Source organism: Sphingomonas sp. PP-F2F-G114-C0414, from assembly GCF_003688595.1.
In the GTDB taxonomy this organism is placed as follows: Bacteria; Pseudomonadota; Alphaproteobacteria; order Sphingomonadales; family Sphingomonadaceae; genus Sphingomonas.
This window is the reverse complement of record NZ_RCWT01000010.1, coordinates 708,009-728,652: the sequence shown is the minus strand read 5'-3', so window position 1 is coordinate 728,652 and position 20,644 is coordinate 708,009. Positions and strand designations below refer to the sequence as shown.

At 66.1% G+C, this 20,644-nt stretch carries 15 protein-coding genes; 6 read left to right on the top strand and 9 right to left on the bottom strand.

The features are described from left to right. Positions 1-102: 102 nt before the first annotated feature. Positions 103-1,731, bottom strand: a complete 1,629-nt coding sequence (locus C8J47_RS08275; protein WP_121885220.1) for an alkaline phosphatase family protein — start codon at positions 1,729-1,731, stop codon at positions 103-105. 108 nt (positions 1,732-1,839) lie between these two features. On the opposite strand from C8J47_RS08275, the gene C8J47_RS08270 reads away from it, so the two are divergent. From C8J47_RS08270 to C8J47_RS08255, 4 genes are all read left to right on the top strand, one after another. Beyond that, positions 1,840-3,888: a protein-disulfide reductase DsbD gene (locus C8J47_RS08270; RefSeq protein WP_183129051.1), complete on the top strand. Its 2,049-nt coding sequence runs from the start codon at positions 1,840-1,842 to the stop codon at positions 3,886-3,888. 205 nt (positions 3,889-4,093) lie between these two features. After that, complete coding sequence (locus tag C8J47_RS08265) at positions 4,094-5,614, top strand: circularly permuted type 2 ATP-grasp protein (RefSeq protein WP_121885218.1); 1,521 nt, start codon at positions 4,094-4,096, stop codon at positions 5,612-5,614. After that, positions 5,614-6,549, top strand: a complete 936-nt coding sequence (locus C8J47_RS08260; protein WP_121885217.1) for an alpha-E domain-containing protein — start codon at positions 5,614-5,616, stop codon at positions 6,547-6,549. The genes C8J47_RS08265 and C8J47_RS08260 overlap by 1 nt, the downstream gene beginning before the upstream one ends. Continuing rightward, the gene (locus C8J47_RS08255) at positions 6,549-7,358 is read left to right on the top strand and encodes a transglutaminase family protein (RefSeq protein WP_121885216.1); all 810 of its coding nucleotides are present in this window, start codon (positions 6,549-6,551) and stop codon (positions 7,356-7,358) included. The genes C8J47_RS08260 and C8J47_RS08255 overlap by 1 nt, the downstream gene beginning before the upstream one ends. 234 nt (positions 7,359-7,592) lie before the next feature. Here C8J47_RS08255 and C8J47_RS08250 read toward each other — a convergent pair whose 3' ends face one another. Further along, positions 7,593-8,369: an arginyltransferase gene (locus C8J47_RS08250; protein WP_121885215.1), complete on the bottom strand. Its 777-nt coding sequence runs from the start codon at positions 8,367-8,369 to the stop codon at positions 7,593-7,595. A 127-nt stretch (positions 8,370-8,496) separates the two neighbouring features. Then, positions 8,497-9,756: a threonine ammonia-lyase gene (locus C8J47_RS08245; RefSeq protein WP_121885214.1), complete on the bottom strand. Its 1,260-nt coding sequence runs from the start codon at positions 9,754-9,756 to the stop codon at positions 8,497-8,499. Between the two features lie 57 nt (positions 9,757-9,813). On the opposite strand from C8J47_RS08245, the gene C8J47_RS08240 reads away from it, so the two are divergent. Beyond that, on the top strand, positions 9,814-10,668 hold the full coding sequence (locus C8J47_RS08240) for an NAD(P)-dependent oxidoreductase (RefSeq protein ID WP_121885213.1): 855 nt from the start codon (positions 9,814-9,816) through the stop codon (positions 10,666-10,668). Between the two features lie 8 nt (positions 10,669-10,676). Beyond that, positions 10,677-12,350 carry an amidohydrolase gene (locus C8J47_RS08235; protein ID WP_121885418.1) on the top strand — a complete coding sequence of 558 codons (1,674 nt, stop codon included), beginning with the start codon at positions 10,677-10,679 and terminating at the stop codon, positions 12,348-12,350. Positions 12,351-12,359: 9 nt separating this feature from the next. Here C8J47_RS08235 and C8J47_RS08230 read toward each other — a convergent pair whose 3' ends face one another. The 6 genes from C8J47_RS08230 to C8J47_RS08205 all read right to left on the bottom strand — a co-directional run bounded on the left by C8J47_RS08230 (position 12,360) and on the right by C8J47_RS08205 (position 20,474). Beyond that, entirely contained in the window at positions 12,360-13,247 is an 888-nt protein-coding gene (locus C8J47_RS08230) for an acyl-CoA thioesterase II (RefSeq protein WP_121885212.1), read from the bottom strand. A 73-nt stretch (positions 13,248-13,320) separates the two neighbouring features. Next, positions 13,321-14,448, bottom strand: a complete 1,128-nt coding sequence (locus tag C8J47_RS08225) for an acyl-CoA dehydrogenase family protein (RefSeq protein WP_121885211.1) — start codon at positions 14,446-14,448, stop codon at positions 13,321-13,323. Positions 14,449-14,578: 130 nt separating this feature from the next. Then, complete coding sequence (locus tag C8J47_RS08220; protein ID WP_121885210.1) at positions 14,579-15,760, bottom strand: acyl-CoA dehydrogenase family protein; 1,182 nt, start codon at positions 15,758-15,760, stop codon at positions 14,579-14,581. Between the two features lie 4 nt (positions 15,761-15,764). After that, a complete protein-coding gene (locus C8J47_RS08215) occupies positions 15,765-17,069 on the bottom strand; it encodes an amidase family protein (RefSeq protein ID WP_121885209.1) in 1,305 nt (434 codons plus the stop codon). Between the two features lie 37 nt (positions 17,070-17,106). After that, positions 17,107-19,137: a 3-hydroxyacyl-CoA dehydrogenase NAD-binding domain-containing protein gene (locus C8J47_RS08210; RefSeq protein WP_121885208.1), complete on the bottom strand. Its 2,031-nt coding sequence runs from the start codon at positions 19,135-19,137 to the stop codon at positions 17,107-17,109. A 116-nt stretch (positions 19,138-19,253) separates the two neighbouring features. After that, entirely contained in the window at positions 19,254-20,474 is a 1,221-nt protein-coding gene (locus C8J47_RS08205; RefSeq protein ID WP_121885207.1) for a serine hydrolase, read from the bottom strand. Positions 20,475-20,644: the final 170 nt, after the last annotated feature.

Here is a 20,644-nt window from a genome sequence, read left to right as displayed (position 1 = left end):
TCACCACTGCTCCAACCCAGAAGCGTGTTCTCCCGCGAAGGCGGGAGCCCAGACTGGACTCCCGCCTTCGCGGGAGAACACGCTTTTACCCGGGCTCCGCGCTCAGTTAGAGCAAGTGCTCGCCGCGCCCGGATCGAGATCCAGACACCGCCCGTCCAGCCCGCTGACCGGCAACCCGATCGTCGCCGCTAACGTCGGCACGATATCCACCGTCTCCACCGACAGCGGCTGTTCGAACCCGGTCATCCCCTTGCGCCAGAACAGGATCGGCACGCGGCGGTCGTAATCCCACGGCGACCCGTGCGTCTCGACATAGCCACCCGCCGGCGAGACGATCGTCGTCACGCGCGGCTTGAGCAGCACCACCATTTGCCCCGACCGCTCGGGATAGAACGACGCCCGCGCCCGCTCGATCAGCGTCCACGTCTCGGGCGGGGACTTCGCCATCGGCGTCGCCATGATCTCGGCGGCGGAGTACGCGCCCGCGATCTGCGGCATCGCGCGATAGCGGCGCAGCGCCTCGGCAAGCACCTTCGCCTGCGTCTTCGCTGGCAGCGTGTCGTCGATATACACGTCGCCTTCGGTCCCGAGTAGCACACTACCCGGCAGCCCCATGTCCTTGGCGATCGCGGTGCCGACCTGCTTGGCCAGCACGTTCTCGTCCATGTGCGCTTCCATCGGCATCGCGCGCTGCTGCTGGCGCTCGGTTGCGTCGTGCGCGCCGTGATCCGCGGTCAGCACGACCTCGTAATCGACGCCGGTCTCATCCATCACCGCGAAGAAATCACCGAGCGTCTTGTCGAGCTGCGCCATCTGGATGCACATCTCCGACCCCTGCGTGCCGTAGGTATGGCCGATGTAATCGGTTGCCGATGCGCCGATATCGATGATGTCGGTCTGCGGGCCCTTGCCGAGCTTCATGTCCTGCACCAGCGCCGCCGCCATCGCGAACACCGCAGCGTCCGAAGCCGGCGACACGCGGAACCCCTTCGCATCGCCCGCCTCGCGCTCGAAGCGTCCCTGGCCGTAGGTCTTGCCCGCGATCACGATCGGATGGTTCACGCCTGCGCAATAGCCGGGCAGCGGCAGCGCCGCCTGCGGCTTGGCGATCAGCGCGGCGACCGCGTCGCGCGTGCGCTGCACCGCCGGGGGCACCGCGCGACCGGCGTAGGAGACATAGGTCTTGCCGTCCCACCACCAAAGTTCGTCGACCTTGTGGCCGCCCATCATTACCGCCGCGCGATCCTTCCCCGCGACCGATACCGAGCGCGTCCGCGGATCGCGCGCCTTCATCATTTCGCCGAGCGTCGGCACCTTCAGGTGCATGTCGGACACGGTATAGCTGTCATGCGTGCTGCCCGTGACGCGCTCATCCTCCGAGCAGTAGACGACCTTGTCGGGCCGCCCGGCGCGCTGGTCGATCCAGTTGTTCGCGATGATCCCGGTATGCGCGGGCCGCATGCCGGTCAGGATCGTCGAGTGGCCCGGGCACGTCTCGGTCGCGGCGTGGCTCTGATACCCGCTCGGAAACACTGCGCCGTTCAGCAGCCGCGTGAAGCCGCCGGTATAGTGATTGCGATATTGCTGGAACAGGTCGGCGGCGAACTGGTCGACGGAGATCGCGACGATCAGTTTTGGCGGGGTCGTCGGGGTCGCCGCGGGAGGCGCCGCCGTCTGGGCAGAGACCGAAGCGGCCGAAGTCAGCAGTAGCGCGGCGATAAGTGCTTTCACGAACAGTCCTTTAGCCAGCGGCGACCATCAAGCGCGGCCGTCGCTTTGAAGTGCAATACGAGATCGTCACCGCTATGGCTTTGCGCGATGAACGAAACAAGGATGGCCATGCGCGGATTACGTTGCGTCCTCATGACGGTCTTGCTGGCCGTCTGCGGGCTGGCGAGTGCGTCCGCGCTTGCGGAATCGCTGAACGGCTCCAGCCAGCATCTGATGATGAAACTGGTCGCCGAAAGCGATCACCCGAAAGCCGGCGCGCCGCTGACGATCGCGCTCGCGACGACGCCCGAGACAGGCTGGCACGGCTATTGGCGCAACCCCGGCGATGCGGGCTTTCCGGCAACCTTCGACTGGACCTTGCCGACGGGCGCGAAGGCGGGCGAGCCCGAATGGCCGGTGCCGACGACGCTGCTGATCGCTGGCCTGATGAACTATGTCTACGAGGCGCCCTATGCGCCGCTCGTGACGATCCAGGTTCCGGCGGGGCTGGCGGCGGGGTCGAGATTCTCCATCCGCCTGAAGACGAGCTACCTCGTCTGCTCGGCGACGATCTGCGTACCCGAAGATAAGGCGCTCTCGCTCGACCTTACGATCGGTGATGGCGCGCCATCTCAGGCCGCCGCGTTCGCGGGCTGGCGTCAGGCGATCCCCAAGCCGCTTGATGCCGGCGGGACCTACGCCGTGAGCAACGGGACGATGCGGATCGCGGTGCCGTTCCCCGCAGGCGCGAAGATCGACAAGGCGTATTTCTTCCCGGTCACCACCGGCGCGATCGAGAATGGCGCGGCGCAGACGGTCACGCGCGATGGCGACCGACTGACGATCAGCACCAAGGTCGCCGCGAACGCCAAGGTTGGCGGACCGATCGAGGGCGTGCTCCGGATCGGCGACGGGCAGGGGCTCGGCGTCAAGGCTACGCCCGGCGTGGTGGCCGAAGCGGCCGGCGGCGACGCTACGAGCGCGAACGGCGAGAGCCTCTGGCTGACCGCGCTGATCGCATTCGCCGGCGCAGTGCTCGGCGGGCTGATCCTCAACATCATGCCGTGCGTGTTCCCGATCCTGAGCCTGAAGGCGCTGAGCCTCGCCCGCGGCGGCGCGAGCGAGAAGGACGCGCGCGGCGAGGCCTTGGCCTATACCGCGGGCGTCGTGCTGGTGTGCCTCGGTCTCGGCGGCGCGATCCTGGCTCTGCGCGCAGGCGGGTCCGCGGTCGGCTGGGCGTTCCAGTTGCAGCACCCCGGTGCGATCGTCGCATTGCTGCTGCTGAGCACCGCGATCGCGTTCAATCTCGCCGGCCTGTTCGAGGTCCCCACCCCCCGCTTTGCCGGCGAGAGTGGTGCGAGCGGCGCATTCGCGACCGGAGCACTTGCCGCGTTCATTGCGACGCCGTGCACAGGGCCGTTCATGGGCGCAGCACTCGGTGCGGCGCTGGTGCTGCCATGGCCGGCGGCGCTCGCCGTGTTCGGCGGGCTCGGGATCGGCTTGTCGCTCCCGTTCCTCGCGATCGGGTTCATTCCTTCGTGGCGGCGGTGGTTGCCTAAGCCCGGCGCGTGGATGGAGACGTTTCGTCACATCCTGTCGGTGCCGATGTTCCTCACCGCGATCGCGCTCGGCTGGGTGCTCGGGCGCCAGACCGGCGTGGATACGCTGACGCTAGCGCTGGTCGCGGTGCTGGCGATCGGCGCGGTGCTGTGGATCGGTGGCTCCCGCCAGCGCAAGGGCAAGTCGTTCGGCGTGGTGGCGCAGGTTCTGCTGCTGGTCGTGTTCATCGGCAGCGCAGTGCTGATCTCGCGCGCGCCGCCAGTGTCCGCCAAAGTAGCGACCGCTGGCGACGAGGCATTCACCGAGGCCAAGCTCGCCTCGCTGCGCGCCGAGAAGCGTCCGGTGTTCGTGTACTTCACCGCCGACTGGTGCCTGACGTGCAAGGTCAACGAGAAGGCGGCGATCGACACCACCGGCGTCCGCGACGCTTTCGCCAAGCACAAGGTGGCGGCCTTGATCGGCGACTGGACCGACGGCGACCCGGTAATGGGTCGCTTCATCCAGGCGCATAACCGCGCGGGCGTGCCGCTGTATCTCTATTACGCACCAGGCGCAGCCGAGCCCACGGTCCTCCCACAGGTTCTGACCCCCGGCCTACTGAAAGGCTTGGGAGCCTAAGAGGATTCCCCTCCCTGACAGGGAGGGGTTAGGGGTGGGTCGGCCCATTGGCTAACGCAGCGCCCGCCTCAAGCCGACCCACCCCCAGCCCCTCCCTTCCAGGGAGGGGAGCAATACGCCGAAGACCCGTTGTTTCGCACTTGTGCAGCGCAGCGATGCGTTGCAGCATGGAACCGCAACGCTTGATGGGGAATTGACCGTTTCGATGGGGAAACAAGCGTTCGACGAGATTATGGGCACACCGGGCGACACGACCGCCCGGCCCGAACTGGCGGCTCTCGGCAAGTGGATCGAGGACACGCCCGACGCCGAACTGCGACGCCGGCAGGAAGCCGCCGAGACGACGTTCCGGCAGCTCGGTATCACCTTTGCGGTCTACGGCGAGAACGAGGCGGCCGAGCGGATCATCCCGTTCGACATCGTTCCTCGCGTGTTCTTGCACGACGAGTGGACGCGACTTTCCGAGGGCCTGATCCAGCGCGTCGAGGCGATCAACGCGTTCCTCGACGACATCTACGGCGAGCGCCGGATTCTGAAAGAGGGCATCCTCCCCGAGGACCTCGTGCTTGGCAACGCGCAGTTTCGGCCGGAGATCGCCGGGATCCGCCCGCCGCACGGCGTATGGGCGCATATCTGTGGGATCGATCTTGTCCGCACAGGCCCCGACGATTTCTTCGTCCTGGAGGATAACGCACGCACGCCGTCGGGCGTCAGCTACATGCTGGAGAACCGCGAGGCGATGCTCCGGCTCTGCCCCGAACTGTTCCGCGAGTTCCGCGTCGCGGCGGTCGACAGCTATCCCGATCTGCTGCTCGAAACGATGAAGTCGGTTGCGCCGCACGGCACGGGCTCCAACCCGACGTGCGTGCTGCTGACCCCGGGCCACTATAACTCGGCCTATTACGAGCACAGCTTCCTCGCGGATTCGATGGGTATCGAACTCGTCGAGGCTGCCGATCTTGTCGTGGACGACGACGTGGTTTGGATGCGGACGATCGCGGGGCGGGTGAAGGTCGACGTGATCTATCGCCGGATCGACGACGATTATCTTGATCCGCTAGTGTTCCGTCCCGACTCCGCGCTCGGCGTCCCAGGCCTGATCGCAGCCTACGCCGCCGGCAACGTCGCGATCATGAATGCGCCGGGCAACGGCATCGCCGACGACAAGGCGATCTACAGCTACATGCCTGACATCGTGAAGTTCTACTCCGGCGGCGAGTGCAAGTTGCGCAACGTCGAGACGTGGCGCTGCCGCGAACCACGGGCGCTGAAGTTCGTCCTCGACAATCTCGAAGACGTCGTCGTCAAGCTGGTCGACGGATCGGGTGGCTACGGCATGCTCGTCGGCCCGACCGCATCGAAGCAGGAGATCGAGGATTTCCGCGCCGCGCTCATTGCCGAGCCGCATCGCTACATCGCGCAGCCGACGCTTGCTCTGTCGACCGTCCCGACGATGGCGAAAGGTGGCCTCAGCCCACGCCATGTCGACTTTCGCCCCTTCGTGCTGAGCGGTTCAAAGGGCGTCCAGGTCGTGCCCGGCGGCCTCACCCGCGTCGCGCTCAAGGAAGGTTCGCTCGTGGTCAATTCCAGCCAGGGCGGCGGCACCAAGGACAGTTTCGTGCTCATGGCCGACCAGTCGCAGCGGATGAACGCCGGCGGCATGACCCAGACGATGGGCGGTATGACGCAGACCCTCGGTGCACAGACGTCCGGCGGGAATTCCTGATGCTGTCGCGCACCGCATCCTCGCTCTACTGGCTCGGCCGCTATTTCGAACGCGCCGACTTCATCGCGCGGCTAGTCGAAGCCACCGTCCGCCTCGATGTGCTTTCGTCGCAACCCTCGGGCGACGCCGCCTGGGCGTCTGCGCTGGCCGTCACCGAAACCGACGAAGCGTTCGCCACGACCGGCGTGGAGATCGGGCAACGCGACGTCGTGCGGTTCCTGACGCTCGATTCGAGCCATCCGGGATCGATCGTCCGATGCCTCGACATGGCACGCAACAATGCCAAGGCGGTCCGCACCGCGCTAACCCGCGAAGCCTGGACCGCGATCAACCGCGCCTGGCTGTTGTTCGAGAACCGTGCCACGCCGGGAAGCACGACCTCGCAGCTCAACCTCGTCGAGGCGGTCAAGAACGAGACGCGCGGGTTCGAGGGCGCGGTCCACCGCATGCTCCGCAACCAGACGACGTGGTTCATCCGGCTCGGCCAGGCGGTAGAGCGCGCGGACAACACCGCGCGGTTGCTCGACGTCAAATATCACATCCTGCTGCCCGAGGGCGAAAGGCTCGGCGGTGCGATCGATCGCGATCAGTGGACGACGATCCTTCAGACCGTGTCCGCCGTCACCGCCTATCGCTGGCTTTACAATGACGGGCTGCGGCCTGCCGACGTCATCGACCTGCTCCTTGCACGGTCCGAACTGCCGCGCAGCCTGGCCGCATCGGTCGAGGAGACCGTCGACGTGCTCAACCTGCTCGCCAAGCGCACCGGCAACCACGGCGAGGCGGACCGGATGGCGCGTATGCGCGCGTCGCGGATGGCTAAGACGCGATCGGGCGAGGTCATCGCCTCCGGGCTGCACCAGTATCTCCAGGCGTTCATCGCCGAGAACGCGCTGCTGCACGGCGCGATCGGCCGTCAGTTCAAGTTCCTCTGATGCGGTTGTCGATCGACCATCACACGATCTACCGCTTCGCGCAGCCGCAGGGGCGGCTGGTGCAGATGCTCCGGCTGACGCCCGAGAACACGCATGACCAGACGGTGGCGTCGTGGCGGATCGACGTCGATTGCGACGCGCGGCTGCGGCCGGGGCGTGACGGCTTCGGCAATGCGGTGACGATGCTGTACGCCGAAGGGCCGGTCGACGGGATCGAAATCACCGTCAAAGGTGAGGTGCTGACCAGCCATTCCGACGGCGTCCTGCACGGCGTGCACGAGACGCTCCCGCCTGCGCTGTTCCTCCGGTCCACCGAGGCGACCGTTCTCGATACAGCTATCGGCAAGTTCGCCGCCAATGCGGCCGAAGGCGCTCGCGATCGCATCGGCGCGTTACATCGGTTGAACCGAGCATTTCACGCGAGGTTCTCGTTCGATGCTGGACGTCCCGAACCCGGTCGGACGGCCGCCGCCGCGTTTCGCATGGACAGCGCCACGCCGCGCGACATGGCGCAGATGTTCGCCGTTGCCGCGCGGTCGCTAGGGGCGCCGGCGCGGTATGTTTCGGGCTATCACCATAACGATCACGAGGTCGTGCATCTGCCGACCCCACACGGCTGGGCGGAGGCGTTCGTCGACGGGCTTGGATGGGTCGGGTTCGATCCGTGCACGGGGATGTCCCCCGAGGAGCACTACGTCCGTGTCGCAATGGCGCTCGATGCGGCGGGAGCAGCGCCGGTGGCGGGGTCGCGACTGGGTGAGGGTGGCGAGGAACTCGACGTTGACGTCGTGGTGCAGCGCGAGGACTAAATTTGGTTCCTCGCAAAGGCAGCGACCCAGACTAGGCTCCCGTCTTAGCGAGAGAACAAGGGGGCGACGGATTTTCTGCCAGTGTACTACCCCGGCGAAGGCCGGGGCCCAATGGCAAGGTGGTCTTAACGGAGGGCCGCACTCAATTAGCAGCGTTTCCCAATTGGACCCCGGCCTTCGCCGGGGTGGTGGTTCTTGGGATCCGCAAGTGGACTAAAAATGAGTCCCACGTCTTCAGACCAGTGCCGTAACCCGCGCTGGCGTCGTCGCCACATCAGCATCCTCCAGCCGTCGCCACCCCGCCGGCCCCAGCACTTCCAGTGGTCGATACCGCGTCTTGTACTCCATCCGCGGCGAGCCCTTCACCCAGTATCCAAGATACACGTACGGCAGCCCGGCATCGCGCGCGCGCAGGATGTGGTCCATGATGATGAAGTTGCCGAGCCCCGGCCGCGCCGCGTCGTCCGCCGCAAAGAAGCTGTAGACCATCGACAGCCCATCCGCCTGCCGATCGGTCAAGCAGGCGCCAATCAGCGCGCCCTGCACCCCATCGACCGACGGCTCGCGGTACTCGACGATCACCGAATTGACTGGCGAATGCTCGATCATGTCGGCATAGTCGTCCTCGTCCATCCCCGCCATGCCGCCGCCCGGATGCCGCGTCCCGAGGTAACGACGCAGCAACTGGAACTGCTCATCGGTCGCCCACGCCTTACATGCGGTCACTTCGATATCGCCGAGCCGCTTGAGCAGTTTGCGCTGCGTCGCGTTGGGCACGAACTCGTCGGTCACTACGCGGACCGAGACGCACGCCGTGCACCCCGCGCAGGACGGTCGGTAAGCAACTCCCTGGCTGCGACGAAAGCCGATCCGCCCGAGCGCATCGTTCAGCTCGTTCGCATGCGGACCGGTCAGCTCGGTGAACACCTTTCGCTCCTGCCGATCCGGCAGATACGGGCACGGCGCAGGGCTGGTGACGAAAAAGCGCGGGAAACGGAAAGGCGCAGTCACCGAACGCTAAGTCCTTCAGGCAGGCGCGATCAGCCGCGTCGCCTCGTATATGGCCGCCCAGCGCAAACGTGCAATTGGTTTACCACGAATGTCGGTTAACGCGGTAAATCACCGTATCAGAATGGGATCATGCCAGCTCGACGGTCGACGTCTCGTAACCGCCAGCCCGCAACGCCCCCACTAGCCGATCGAGATGTGCACGGTCGCGGAGCTCGCATTCGATGTCTGTAATCAGGCCCTTCGCCGGCAACGTCGTGAAGACGCGCTGGTGATAGATCTCGATGATGTTGACGCGCTCCTGATCGAAGATCCGCGCGACATGGAACAGCGCGCCGGGCTTGTCCTGCAACCGGATCCGGAGCCTTGCGAGGCGACCCGACCGCGCCAGATCGCGCAACAGCACGTTCGCGAGCAGCCGCGTATCGATGTTGCCGCCGCACAGCACGATGCCGACGGTCTTCCCCGCGAACCGCTCGGGATGCGACAGCAGCGCGGCGAGTCCGGCAGCACCAGCCCCCTCGACCACCGTCTTCTCGATCTGGAGCAGCAGGCTGACCGACTCTTCCAGGCTGCGTTCGCTGACGAGGACGATGTCATCGACCAGTTCGGCGACGATTTTCGAGGTGATCGCGCCCGGCTCCTTGACCGCGATGCCCTCCGCCAGCGTATCGCCGGCACACGCCATGTCGGTGCCGTTGATCCGGTTATACATCGATGGGAACAGCTCGGCCTGCACGCCGACGACCTCGATCGGGTGACCGCCTGGCGCTTCGCTCAAAGCCCGCGCGACCGTCGACATGCCCGAGATCAGCCCGCCGCCACCGATCGGGATGACCAGAGTATCGAGCTGTGGCACGTCCTCGAGCATCTCGATCGCGACGGTGCCTTGGCCGGCGATGACGCGGGGATCGTCGAACGGATGGACGAAGGTGAAGCCGCATTCGCCCTCCAGGATACGCGCGTGCGCATAGGCCGCGTCGAACGTCTCGGCGTGCAGCACGACGTTGGCGCCGTGCCCTTCGGTCTGCATGACCTTCACGGTCGGCGTGTTGGTCGGCATCACGATCGTCGTCGGAATGCCGAGCCGGTTGGCGTGATAGGCGAGGCCCTGCGCGTGATTGCCCGCCGACGCGGCGATGACGCCCTTCGCGCGCGCTTCCGCCGACAGCTGCAACAGCGTGTTGAGCGCGCCGCGCTCCTTGTACGCCGCGGTGAACTGGAGGTTCTCGAACTTCAGATACACCGTCGCGCCGGTCATCTTGCTCAGCGTCTTGCTGATCAGCGTCGGCGTGCGGACGATCGAGTCGCGGATCCGGTCATGCGCGACGCGGACGTCGTCGATCGAGACGGGGAGGGTGGGTGCCGCTACGGCAGCGTGGGTAGCCATGCCCGACCCGCTAGACCATCTGGCGCGCGTGGGAAACACCGCTTATGCGCGAAGGCTATGGCAAAACTGGCATTCATCGGAACCGGCGTCATGGGCGCGCCGATGGCGGGGCACCTCGCCGCGGCAGGACACGACGTCACCGTCTATAATCGGACTCAGGCCAAGGCGTTGGCATGGGCCGATAAATATGGCGGCAAGGTCGCCGACACGCCCGCGGCAGCGGTGAAGGACGCCGAGGCCGTGTTCGCCTGCGTCGGCAACGACGACGATCTGGCCTCGGTCACTTTAGGCGACGACGGCGCGTTCGCGGCGATGCGCGACGATGCGGTATTCGTCGATCACACTACCGTTTCCGCCTCGATCGCGCGACGCCTCGCGGGTGAGCGCACGCTGGTAGTCGACGCACCCGTATCGGGCGGACAGGCTGGCGCGGAGAACGGCAAGCTCTCGATCATGTGCGGCGGTTCGGCCGAGGCGATGGCGAAGGCAGAACCCTTCATGCAGGCCTATGCCGCACGCATCGTCCATGTCGGCGAGGCAGGCGCGGGCCAGACGACCAAGATGTGCAATCAGATCGCGATCGCCGGCGTCATCCAGGGCGTCGCCGAATCGCTGCGGTTCGCCCAAAACTCCGGGCTCGATCTCGACAAGGTGTTCGAGGCGATCTCGGGCGGCGCGGCGCAGAGCTGGCAGATGGTCAATCGCTGGCCGACGATGGCGAAGGACGAGTTCGACTTCGGCTTCGCGGTCGACTGGATGCGCAAGGATCTGGGCCTCGCGCTGGACGAAGCGCGACGCAACGGCGCGGTGCTGCCGGTCGCGGCGCTGGTCGATCAATTCTACGCGGACGTGCAGAATATGGGCGGCGCGCGTCAGGATACGAGCGCGCTGGTACGGAGATTGCCGAAGTGATGCGTCTGATGGTTTCCGCAGCCGCGATCGCGCTGCTCTCGCCCCCCGCCCTGGCCGATGGGATCGTCGACAACGTCAACGGGATCACGGTCGCCGACGGTGGCCGCGTGATCCACTTCAAGGCGATTCTGATCGACAAGGACGGGCGCGTGACGCGGCTCGTGCCACCCGGCGAGGAGGCCCCCAAGCTGAGCCGCAAGGAACTCAAGAAGAACGCCGGCAAGCCGCTGTACGACTGGCGAGTCGACATGGGCGGCAAGACCGTGCTGCCGGGCTTCGTCGATGCGCACGGTCACGTCCTCGAACTGGGCTTCGGCGCGTTGTCGCTCGATCTTTCGATGACCAAATCGCTCGACGAGGCGAAGGCGCGGATCGCGGCGTACATCGCGGGCAATCCCGATCGCAAATGGATCCTCGGGCGCGGCTGGAACCAGGAGGTCTGGGGGCTGGGGCGCTTCCCGACCGCCGCCGATCTCGAATCCGTCTCGGGCGGGCATCCGATCTGGCTGTCGCGCGCCGACGGCCATGCCGGCTGGGCGAACCGCGAGGCCATGCGTGAGGCCGGCGTTACGAATGCGACGGTCTCACCATCTGGCGGCAGGATCGAGAAGACCGGCGCCGCCCCCGCGGGTGTGTTCGTCGATGGCGCGCAAGCGTTGATCGAGAAGGTCGTGCCGCAACCGCTGCCCAAGGAGCGCGACGCAGCGTTCCTCACCGCGCAAAGCATCCTGCTCGGCTACGGCGTCACCGCTGTCGCCGACATGGGCACCACGCTCGACGACTGGCTCACCTTTCGCCGGATGGCGGATATCGGCGGGCTTCGCGTGCGGATCATGAGCTACGCGCTCGGGATCGACACCGCGAGCCGGATCGGCGGCAAGGGGCCGACACCGTGGCTCTACAACGATCGCCTGCGGATGGGCGGCGTGAAGCTGTATGCGGACGGTGCGCTTGGATCGCGCGGCGCGTGGCTGCTGAAACCGTATTCCGATGCGCCGGGTCAGTCGGGCCTCGGCTTCCTGACCGATGCGCAACTTCAGAACCAGATGAGCCGCGCGGCGATGGACGGCTATCAGGTCGCGGTCCACGCGATCGGCGACAAGGCCAACCAGGAAGTGCTCGACGCGATCCAGGTCGAGAGCGACACCTATACCGGCGATCGCCGCTGGCGGATCGAGCATGCACAGATCGTCGATCCGAGCGACCTGCCGCGGTTCGGCAAATACGGCACCATCGCGTCGATGCAGCCGACCCACGCGACCAGCGACTGGAAGATGGCGGAGGCGCGGCTCGGGCCGAACCGGCTCGTCGGCGCCTATGCGTGGAAATCGATGCTGACCAACGGCGCCAAGCTTGCGTTCGGCACCGACTTCCCGGTCGAGAAGCCCGATCCGTTCGCGACCTGGGCTGCTGCGTTCACGCGGCAGGATGCCGATGGCCAACCCCAGGGCGGCTGGCAGCCGCAGGAGCTCGTCACCCGCGAACAGGCGTGGTGGGCGATGACGGGCGCAGCGGCGTATGCCGGGTTCGCCGAGAAGCAGTTCGGTGCTTTGGCGCCGGGCCAGCGCGCGGACTTCATCGTCGTCGACAAGGACCCTACGCTCGCCTCGCCGACCGACCTGCGCGCGACCAAGGTCAGCGAGACATGGATCGGTGGCGAGAAGGTCTGGGTACGCAAGTAACCGCGCAGGTTACTGGCGCATCCGGATCAGGCCTTCCTGCGCGACGCTGGCGACGAGCCGGCCGTCTCTTGCGTAGATCTTGCCGCGGTTGAAGCCGCGCGCGTGGCCCGACCATGGGCTGTCGCACGCGTAGAGCAACCAGTCGTCGGCGCGAAAATCCTCGTGCAGCCACAGCGAATGGTCGAGACTGGCGGTCTGTAGGCCCGGCGTGATCCAGTTCTTGCCATGCGGCAGTAGCGCGGTGCCGAGCAGCGCCATGTCCGATGCGTAGGCGAGGATCGCGCGGTGCATGGCCGGATCGTCGCCGATCGGTGCGACCAGGCGGAACCAGTTGGCATAATGCGGCTCCTGCGGTTCGGGATCGATCCAGCTGCGAGGGTTGACCGGGCGCACCTCGATCGGCCGCCAACGCAACATGTGCGCGCGGAATTTCTCGGGAATGCCGTCGATATTCTCCAGCCGCAGGTCGCGGTCGGAGCGCAGGGTTTCAGGCGCAGGCACGTCGGGCATCGCATCCTGATGGTGCAGCCCCTCTTCCGGCATCTGGAAAGACGCCGCCATGTTGAGGATCGGCTGCCCCTTCTGCATCGCGATCACGCGCCGGGTGGCGAAGCTGCGGCCTTCGAAGTCGCGGACGACGCGGAAGACGATCGGATAGTCCTCGTTGCCCGGCCGCATGAAATACGCGTGCAGCGAGTGCGCGGCCTTGGGGCCTTCGGTCGAGCGTTGCGCCGCCTGCAAGGCCTGCGCGATGACCTGCCCGCCGAATACGCGACCGACGCCGCCTGGCTGGCGCTTGCCGACGTAAAGATCGGTATCGACCTCCTCGATCTCGAGCAGGTCGACGAGGCCCTGCGCGAGTGCTTCGGGCGACGTATCGGCAGTTTCCGCGGTCATCTGACTTCCTTGTTCTCCTGCAAATGCAGGAGCCCAGATTGGGCCCCCGCCTTCGCGGGGGGACAGGTTCGGGTCAATACCCCGCCGCTACCGCCAGTCGGTCCGCATGGAAGTTGGCATCACCGAACATCTCCGCCAGCACGCGCGCGCGCTTCATGTAGAAGCCGATGTCGTACTCGTCGGTCATGCCGATGCCGCCATGCATCTGGATGCCTTCCTGTACGCTAAGCGTGGTCGCCAGCGCGGTCATCGCCTTGGCCACCGACACCGCCTCGTCCGCGCGGTCGCTGCCCTCGTCGAGCAGTTGCTGTGCCTTCAACACGGCCGCCCGCGCGACTTCCATTTCCGAATACAGATGCGCGGCCCGGTGCTGGAGCGCCTGGAAACTGCCGATCAGCGCCCCGAACTGCTTGCGCTCCTTCATGTAGCCGATCGTCATGTCCATCGCGCCGCCGCCGACGCCGAGCAGCTCCGCCGATGCGCCGGTGCGGCCCGCGCGCAGGAGTCGGTCGAGTGGGGTACGACCTGCATCGACCTCGCCGATCACCGCGTCCGCATCGACCTCGACGCCCTCGAACTCCAGTCGTGCAGCCAAGCTCGAATCCGCAAGGCGCTCGGCGTTCGCCGTCAGCCCCGCAGCGTCCTTCGGCACAGCAAACAACGTGATCCCATCATTGTCGTCGGCACTACCGCCGGTACGTGCGGCGACGATGATCAAGTCGGCGGTGTGGCCATGCGTGACGAACCGTTTGGCGCCGGTCAGTTTGAAGCCGTTGCCTGAACGTTCGGCGGCCATCGCCACCGTATCGCGGTGCTTGGCGCCCTCGTCGATCGCCAATGCCGCGACGGTCTCACCAGCGATGATGCCGGGGAACCAGCGTTCGCCCTGCGCCGTGCCCTTCAAGGCCTCGACCGCCGCGACCGCGGTGGAGAGGAACGGGGAGGGGGAGAGGTTGCGCCCGATTTCCTCCAGCACCACGCCCGCCTCGACATGCCCGAGCCCGAGCCCGCCCTGGTCCTCGCCGATCAGGATGCCGGTAAAGCCCATCTCCGCGAACTGCTTCCACAGGTCGCGCGAGAAACCGGTCTTGTCGTCGGCATCGCGCAACGCGCGCATGTGGCTGACCGGCGCGTGCTCCGCGACGAAATCGCGGATGGTGTCCTGAAGGACGGTCTGGTCGTCGTCTAGATACAGTGGCATTTTAGATTACTCCGTCGCCCCGAAGACCTCCGTCACCCCAGCGGAAGCTGGGGTATCGTGCGGCTAGGGGGCGTTTCGTTACGGGGAGACCCCAGCTTTCGCTGGGGTGACGTGCGCGGTCAGGCGCGCGTCAGGCCGGCAATTCCAGGATCCGCTTGGCGATGATGTTGAGCTGGATCTCACTCGTCCCGCCCTCGATCGAGTTCGCCTTGGTGCGCAGCCACGATCGCGGGATCGCACCGCCGCGCGACCGCTCGCTGTCCCATTCGAGCGCATCCGACCCGCCCGCCGCCATCATCAATTCGTACCGGCCCTTGTTCAGCTCGGTCCCGTAATATTTCATCATGCTCGGCTGGGCAGGGTGCGCCTTGCCCGCCTTCAACTCGTCGATGAACCGCTCGGACATCGCCCCGAATGCCTTCGCCCGCACCTCGAACAGCGCGATCGACGCGCGCAGCAGCGGGTCGGCCAGCCGCCCGTCATGCCCAAGCCCGACGGTCGCGATCGCCCCGTCGATCAGCGGATTGCCGCCGCTCGACGCCAGCCCCATCCCCGAGATCATCTCGCGCTCATGCCCGAGCAGGTATTTCGCGACGTCCCAGCCCTTGTTCTCCTCGTAGACGCGGTTGACCTTGGGCACCTCGACATTGTCGAAGAACGTTTCGCAGAACGGCGAATTGCCGCTGATCAGCAGGATCGGCTTGGTCGAGACGCCCGGCGACGCCATGTCGAACAGCACGAAGCTGATCCCGCCCTGCTTCGACGTCTTGTCGGTGCGGACGAGGCAGAAGATCCAGTCGGCCTTGTCGGCATAGGACGTCCACACCTTCTGCCCGTTGACGAGATAATGGTCGCCCTTGTCCTCCGCGGAGGTCGCAAGCCCGGCAAGATCGGAGCCCGCATTCGGCTCCGAATACCCCTGGCACCAGCGGATCTCGCCGCGCGCGATCTTGGTCAGGTGATCGAGCTTCTGCTCCTCGGTCCCGTATTTGAGCAACGCCGGCCCGAGCATCGAGATACCGAACGAATTGAGTGGGTTGCGCGCCTTTATTGCCGCCATCTCTTCGCGCAGGATCTTCGTCTCCGCGGGCGACAATCCACCGCCGCCATACGCCTTGGGCCAGTCGGGCACGGTCCAGCCCTTCGCCGCCATCTTGTCGAGCCACTCCTTTTGCGCAGGGCTGGAAGGCTTGAACTGGCGCCCGCCCCAGCAGACGTCGTCCTCCGAGCGCACCGGCTTGCGCATCTCGGGCGGGCAATTCTCCGCGAGCCACGCACGCGTTTCGGACCGGAAAGTATCGAGGTCGGACATCGGATCAGCTCCTGCTTAGTCGATTGCACAGCGCGGCGACGGCGATCGCGTCGTGGTCGCGGTAACGGTTGGTGATGACCTGCACGCCGATCGGCAGGCCGCGCGGGTCGATCCCGACGGGCACGCTGGTCGCGGGCAGATTGGGGAAGGTGGCGAGGCCCGCCCAGGCGAACTGGACGCCGAACGGGGTATCCTCGCCGTCGATCGATAGCGTGCGTCGCGCGACGTTGCGCTCGGCGATGTGCGCGAAAGCGTTCACGCCGCTCGCCGGCGCGATCACCGCGTCGAACTGCTCGAACAGCGCACCCCAGGCGCGTTGCAACCGCGCCTGCGAATCGAGCAGGTCGAACCAGTGCGACAGCGTTGCGACCTTGCCGTCGCGTGCAGGTCCGCCGCGGGTCATCGCGATGCCGAGCATCCGCATATAGTCGGCGTGCTGCGCGGCGAGGTCGATCGGTGGGGGTGCGCTTGAAATGGTGGCGCCGGACGCGGCGAGGGCTTCACCGACGCAATCGATCGCGCCGACGATCGACGAATCGACGCGTGCCGAGGGATGCGCGGTGAGCAGCAGGATGCGTGGTCGGGCTAAGTCGACGGTCGCGCGCGGCAAGGGGACGTCGGCGAGGATGTCCAGCGCAACGGCCAAATCCTCTGAATTGCGCGCCAACGGACCAATGACGCCGAGAACCGCGCTCGCCCCATCGGTGCCGGGCACGCGGTGGCGGATATCGGACAAGGCGCCATAGGTCGGCTTGTGCCCCCAAACGCCGCAGAACGCGGCCGGCACACGGATCGAGCCGCCGATATCGGAGCCGAGTTCGAGCGGTACCATTCCCGACGCGAGCGCCGCCGCGGCACCACCCGACGATCCGCCGGGCGTCAGCGTCGGGTCGAGGGGATGATTCGTCCGGCCATGGATCGGGTTGTCCGCCTGCCAGTCACTCAACCGCACCGGCACGTTGGTCTTGCCGAGGATCACCGCGCCCGCCGCCTTCAGCCGGGTTACGGCCACGGCATCGCGGTCGACGATGTTATCGCGGTGGATCCCGACGCCCCAACTGGTCGGCAGGCCGGCAACGTCGAAAGATTCCTTCACGGTCATCGGCACACCGAACAGCGGCCGATCATCCGGCCCTTCCGCATCGAGCGCCCGCGCCGCCTCTCGCGCCCGCACGAAATCGCGCACGACGACGGCGTTGATCGCACCGTCGCGTGCCTCGATCCGCGCGATCGCCGCATCGCACTCGGCGAGCGCGGTCGTCTCGCCCGCACGGATCGCAGCCGCCGTCTGAAGCGCGGAACGCTCCATCAGCGATCGACTACCGGCAAGAAACGACCGCGACCGATCACTTTAGCCGACCGCCCGATGCCGCCGCGTCCTTTAGCGACTTCGCCACCGGGAACCCGTATTTCTCCAAGCCCGCGACGACCTTCGGCAACCCCTCGGACTGCGCCCAGAACATCGGTCCGCCGCGGTAGACCGGCCAGCCATACCCGTAGATCCAGACCACATCGACGTCCGACGCGCGCTGCGCCTTGCCCTCCTCAAGGATCAGCGCGCCTTCGTTGACCATCGTGTAGAGCGTCCGCACGACGATCTCCTCGTCGCTGATCTCGCGCGGCGTCACGCCTGACTTCTTGCGGAAATCGTCGATGATCTCGGTCACGCGTGCCGAGTTCGAGGGCGTGCGCTTCTCGTCGTAATCGTAGAAGCCGGCCTTGGTCTTCTGGCCCCAGCGGTTCTCTGCCGCCAGCGCATCGCGGATGTTCTCGATCCGGCTCGGATCGCGGTGCCAGCCGATGTCGACGCCCGCCAGGTCGCTCATCTGGAACGGCCCCATCGGCATCCCGAACGCAACATGGACCTTGTCGATCTGCTCCGGGCTCGCGCCTTCGAGCAGCAGCTTGGTCGCCTCGACCTGCCGCGGCATCAGCATGCGGTTGCCGATGAAGCCGTAAGTGACGCCCGCCACCACGGCGACCTTCTTGATCTTCTTGGCGAGTGCCATGACCGTCGCCAGCACGTCGTCCGCGGTCTTGTCGCCGCGCACGACCTCAAGCAATTTCATCACGTTGGCGGGCGAGAAGAAGTGCATCCCGACCACGTCCTCGGGCCGCTTCGTGCACGCGGCGATCTCGTCGATGTTCAGATACGAGGTGTTCGACGCGAGGATCGCGCCCGGCTTGGCGATCGCGTCGAGCTTGGTGAAGATTTCCTTCTTCACCTCCATCGTCTCGTACACCGCCTCGATGATCAGGTCGCATTCCGCCAGATCGGCGAAGTCCAGAGTCGGCTTCAGCGCGCCCATCGCCTGCTCGACCTGTTCGGGCTTCATCCGGCCCTTCGCGGCGGTCGCCTCGTAGTTCTTGCGCACGACGCCGGTGCCATGGTCGAGCGCCTCCTGCTGCATCTCGACGATCGTGACCGGGATGCCCGCGGACAGGAAGTTCATCGAGATGCCGCCGCCCATCGTGCCCGCGCCGATCACGCCGACGCGCTTGATCTCGCGCAGCTTGGTGTCGGAGGGGACGTCGTCGATCTTGGCGGCCTGGCGCTCGGCGAAGAAGATGTGGCGCTGTGCGGCCGACTGCACGCCCATCATGAGCTTCATGAATTCCTGGCGCTCGAACGCGATGCCCTCTTCGAAGCTCGAACCGTCGGCGGCCTTTTCGATGCAAGCAATGTTGGCAAGAGGCGCCTCGAAGCCACGGAAACGGCGCGCGTTTTCCTTCTTGAACGCGGCGACCGCATCGGGATCGGCCTGCGCGGTCTTTTCGGACGCGCGGGGCAGGGGGCGCTTGGTCGCGATCTCGCGCGCGAATGCGACGGCGTCGGCCTCGAGCGAGTCCTCGCCGACGACCTTGTCGATCAGGCCGGCGTCGAGCGCTTTCTTCGCCGAGATCGGATCACCCTTGGCGGTCATCTCCAGTGCGAGCTTCACGCCGGCGATGCGCGGGATACGCTGCGTGCCGCCTGCGCCGGGGAGCAGGCCAAGCTTCACTTCGGGCGTGCCGATCTTCGCCGAGGGGACGGCGACGCGGTAATGACAGCCGAGCGTGACTTCGCAGCCGCCGCCGAGCGCGGTGCCGTGAACCGCCGCGACGACGGGTTTCGACGACGCTTCGATCATGTCGACGACGGTCGGCAGGCCGGGCTCGACCATCTCCTTGCCGAACTCGGTGATGTCGGCGCCCGCAAAGAACGTGCGGCCGTCGCAGCGGATCACCATCGCGGTGATGCTGGCGTCGGCCACGCCCTCCTTGATCGCCGCTTCGAGGCCCTGCCGGACCGCAGCGCCGAGTGCGTTGACCGGCGGATTGTTCGAGATGATGACGAGCACGTCGTCATGGCGTTCGGTGCGGATCGGGCTGGTCATAAGGTCTTCTCCTGTGCCGGCCCCGTCATCCCGGCGAACGCCGGGACCCAGAGCCAAATTCATTGTGCGTGCGGCCCTGGGTCCCGGCGTCCGCCGGGATGACGGCCGTTGGGGGATCAGGTCATCGCCGCGTAAATCATCGTCTTCAGCTCGCGGCGGATGGGATAGAAACTGCTCGGCGAAAGTTGCGTCATGAACACCATCGACAGCCGCTCGACGGGGTCGACGAAGAACGCGGTCGAGAACATTCCGCCCCAGTAGAACTCGCCCTTCGACCCCGGCACCATCGTCTTCGCGACGTCGTCGGTGATCGCGAACCCGAGCCCGAAGCCGGTACCGGCGTTCGATGCCTCGCTGAACAGCGACTTCGACATCGCTGCGAGATCCGATTTTCCGGGCAGGTGGTTCTGCGTCATCAGGTCGAGCGTCTTGCGTCCGAGGATGCGCGCGCCGTCGAGTTCGCCACCGTTGAGCAGCATTGTGTTGAAACGGTGGTAATCGAGCGCGGTCGAGACGAGCCCACCGCCGCCGGACACGAGCTTGGGCTGCCGACTCCACGCACTCTCCGCCCCGCGATCGTACATCACGCGGCCCTTGCCCGGCGCGAGCGTGTAGCAGTCCGTCAGGCGATCGAGCTTGTCGGCGGGGACCTGGAAGAAGGTGTCGTCCATCTTCAGCGGTGCGAAAATGCGCTCCTGGAAGAACTGGTCGAGCGGCAGGCCCGAGACACGCTGCACGACCGCGCCAAGCACATCGGTCGCGACCGAATAATTCCACGCGGTGCCGGGCGAGAATTCGAGCGGGATCTTCGCCAGCGCGCCAATGAAGCCGTCGAGGTCATACCCGCCATGCCAGCCCTCGATCTTGCCCTCGCGGTAAGCCGCATCGACGTTCGAACGGTTCTGGAAGCTGTACGTCAGCCCGGACGTGTGGCGGAGAAGGTCGACCATCCGCATCGGATCGGCGGCCGGCTTGGTCACGAACGGCACGCCGCCACCGCCGCCGTCATAGACGCCGATATCCTTGAACTCGGGCAGCACGTGGTGGACCGGCGCATCGATCGCGACGAGGCCCTGTTCGACCAGCATCATGAACGCGACCGAGGTGATCGGCTTGGTCATCGACGCGATCCGGAACAGCGATCCTTCGTCGACGCTCTTGCTGCCCTCACGCGCCGCGCCCGCGTTCGAGAAATGGACGATCTCGCCGTCACGCGCGATCAGCAATTGCGCGTTCGGCAGCTTGCCCGAATCGATGTAGCGCGTCCGGAGCAGCGTATCGATCGCCGCCAACCGGCTCGCATCGAAGCCCTGCGCGGCAGCTTCAGCGATTTTCATGATTCGACCATCCGTGCCATCACTCGCTCCATACCCCTAGTTCGAACTTGGTGCCTCTATTGCCTTGAGTGCGGCAGGAATCAACTATAACCTGTCTTCGAACAGGCGATAAGCCAAACCCGAAATTCAACTCTGGAGTCAACCGGTCTTGGCAAGCGAACCGATCATCG

Excerpts from the sequence above, each read along its gene's own strand:
- C8J47_RS08270 (WP_183129051.1), top strand. The coding sequence starts at position 1,840 with ATGCGCGGATTACGTTGCGTCCTCATGACGGTCTTGCTGGCCGTCTGC.
- C8J47_RS08265 (WP_121885218.1), top strand. The coding sequence starts at position 4,094 with ATGGGGAAACAAGCGTTCGACGAGATTATGGGCACACCGGGCGACACG.
- C8J47_RS08260 (WP_121885217.1), top strand. The coding sequence starts at position 5,614 with ATGCTGTCGCGCACCGCATCCTCGCTCTACTGGCTCGGCCGCTATTTC.
- C8J47_RS08255 (WP_121885216.1), top strand. The coding sequence starts at position 6,549 with ATGCGGTTGTCGATCGACCATCACACGATCTACCGCTTCGCGCAGCCG.
- C8J47_RS08245 (WP_121885214.1), bottom strand. The coding sequence starts at position 9,756 with ATGGCTACCCACGCTGCCGTAGCGGCACCCACCCTCCCCGTCTCGATC.
- C8J47_RS08240 (WP_121885213.1), top strand. The coding sequence starts at position 9,814 with ATGGCAAAACTGGCATTCATCGGAACCGGCGTCATGGGCGCGCCGATG.
- C8J47_RS08235 (WP_121885418.1), top strand. The coding sequence starts at position 10,677 with ATGGTTTCCGCAGCCGCGATCGCGCTGCTCTCGCCCCCCGCCCTGGCC.
- C8J47_RS08230 (WP_121885212.1), bottom strand. The coding sequence starts at position 13,247 with ATGACCGCGGAAACTGCCGATACGTCGCCCGAAGCACTCGCGCAGGGC.
- C8J47_RS08225 (WP_121885211.1), bottom strand. The coding sequence starts at position 14,448 with ATGCCACTGTATCTAGACGACGACCAGACCGTCCTTCAGGACACCATC.
- C8J47_RS08220 (WP_121885210.1), bottom strand. The coding sequence starts at position 15,760 with ATGTCCGACCTCGATACTTTCCGGTCCGAAACGCGTGCGTGGCTCGCG.
- C8J47_RS08215 (WP_121885209.1), bottom strand. The coding sequence starts at position 17,069 with ATGGAGCGTTCCGCGCTTCAGACGGCGGCTGCGATCCGTGCGGGCGAG.
- C8J47_RS08210 (WP_121885208.1), bottom strand. The coding sequence starts at position 19,137 with ATGACCAGCCCGATCCGCACCGAACGCCATGACGACGTGCTCGTCATC.
- C8J47_RS08205 (WP_121885207.1), bottom strand. The coding sequence starts at position 20,474 with ATGAAAATCGCTGAAGCTGCCGCGCAGGGCTTCGATGCGAGCCGGTTG.